Here is a 1,657-nt window from a genome sequence, read left to right on the forward strand (position 1 = left end):
GAGCTAACTGAGTTTTCCATTACTCCCGTCGTTGTTGAGGAGGGCGAATCAGTGAGTCTAGATTTGTCCAAGTTCAGCGCTGTTGCGTTGGAAACGCTTGAAGCTCGTTGGTATATAAATGGTGAGCTGGATCGTTTAGTTAAAGATTTTACCTACCCTGGTGAAAAGCTAAGGTATGGTGATTTAATTCGTTTAGAGCTTGCTCCCCTGGTTGCTGAAGACAATGAGGTTCAAGACTCGTTTTCATACGAGGGTGCGAAAGCTTTTGTAGGGCTAAATATCGATAAGTTGAACGGTTCTACTGATGCTTCAAACGCTTTTGTTGACAGTGATGGCGATGGAGTTCCAAACTTTCGCGACTATTTCAGATTTGATCAGAACTGTTCAGTGGAAGGCGAGGGGCGCCCAGATGATCTAGACTCTGATGGCCTGCCCGACCTGGTGGAACTTACAAGCGCCTATTCAACCAACCCTCATTTGCGAGACTCTGACTCTGATGGGATTAATGACTTTACTGAGAGTGAATTAAACCTCTCCCCAGTTTTACTTGATAGTGATGGCGATGGTTACTCAGATGGTTTTGAGCTCATCTGGGGTAGTGACCCAATTGATGATGCGGACCCATCAATTGGTGATGATAAGGATCATGACGGTTTAACCGATGAGTTAGAATTAGTAAATGGGACGCTTGTAAATGGCAGTGACTCCGACAACGATGGACTTGAAGACGGGTTAGAATTGTTACTCGGCACTGAACCTCTTTCCGCTGATTCCGATGGCGATGGTTTATCTGATGGTGTCGAGAAGTATTTGACTTCAACAAACCCTCTTATACCAGATAGTGATGGTGATCAGCTTAGCGATGGTGTCGAAGTTGCTCTTACGCTTACCGACCCGTCAAGCTCTGATACCGATAACGATGGGGTTTTAGATCGTGAAGAGGAGTCTTCACTAGCTATTGACGATAAGACCTTATATCAGGTTTTATACCCTGATGATTTGTTAGCGTACAACAAAAATGCTTCTGAGTCTTTCGTTCCTCAGGGGACGTGTTATGCCACATGGCTAGCCAGAAATAAAGCTGATGAGATCAAAGTGAGCTTTGAACCTCAAATAGACGAATCTAGTAAGCAGGAAGTTTTATTTTTTAACGATACTTGGCCTGAAGTAATTAGATTTCAAGCTGATCAAGGAAGGTTTACCAAGGCAATCGGGAAAGGCGATATAGATGCGAGAATTACCTCCGCTAATTACGCGCGCACCAATAGTAATTTACTCTACTTAGGGTTTAGTGATGGTTCGATTTGGAGTGCTGATCTTACCCAAGCAGAGCCAAGCCTAACTCTTAGTTATCTGCTTCCCGAAAAACAAGCGGTTATTGCCTTAGTTGATCAGGGTGATTTTCTCCTAGCTTCAGTTTCTGCAGACGGCGCTAGTGAGAATATCTTTATGTTTGAAGATGCGGGGGCAGGCCAATCTCCGGTTAATGTGTCACCATTCTCAAGTAATATTCAATTGTCTTCGGTCGTGTGGCAGAACGCCGATAGCGCAGCACTATGGGGCTTTAGGAGTAATAGCAGTGAGTTGGTGCAACTTGTCGTGGATGTTCCTGGTAAGAGTTTGTCACAAACTATTTTTGAATCAGATCAAACACTCG

General features: G+C 44.2%; 1 pseudogene. It reads left to right on the forward strand.

Features of this window, described 5'->3' with window-relative positions:
* Positions 1-1,657, forward strand: a pseudogene (locus tag A3757_RS26120) (MSCRAMM family adhesin SdrC); the annotation flags it as partial.

The organism is Oleiphilus sp. HI0117 (assembly GCF_001635235.1).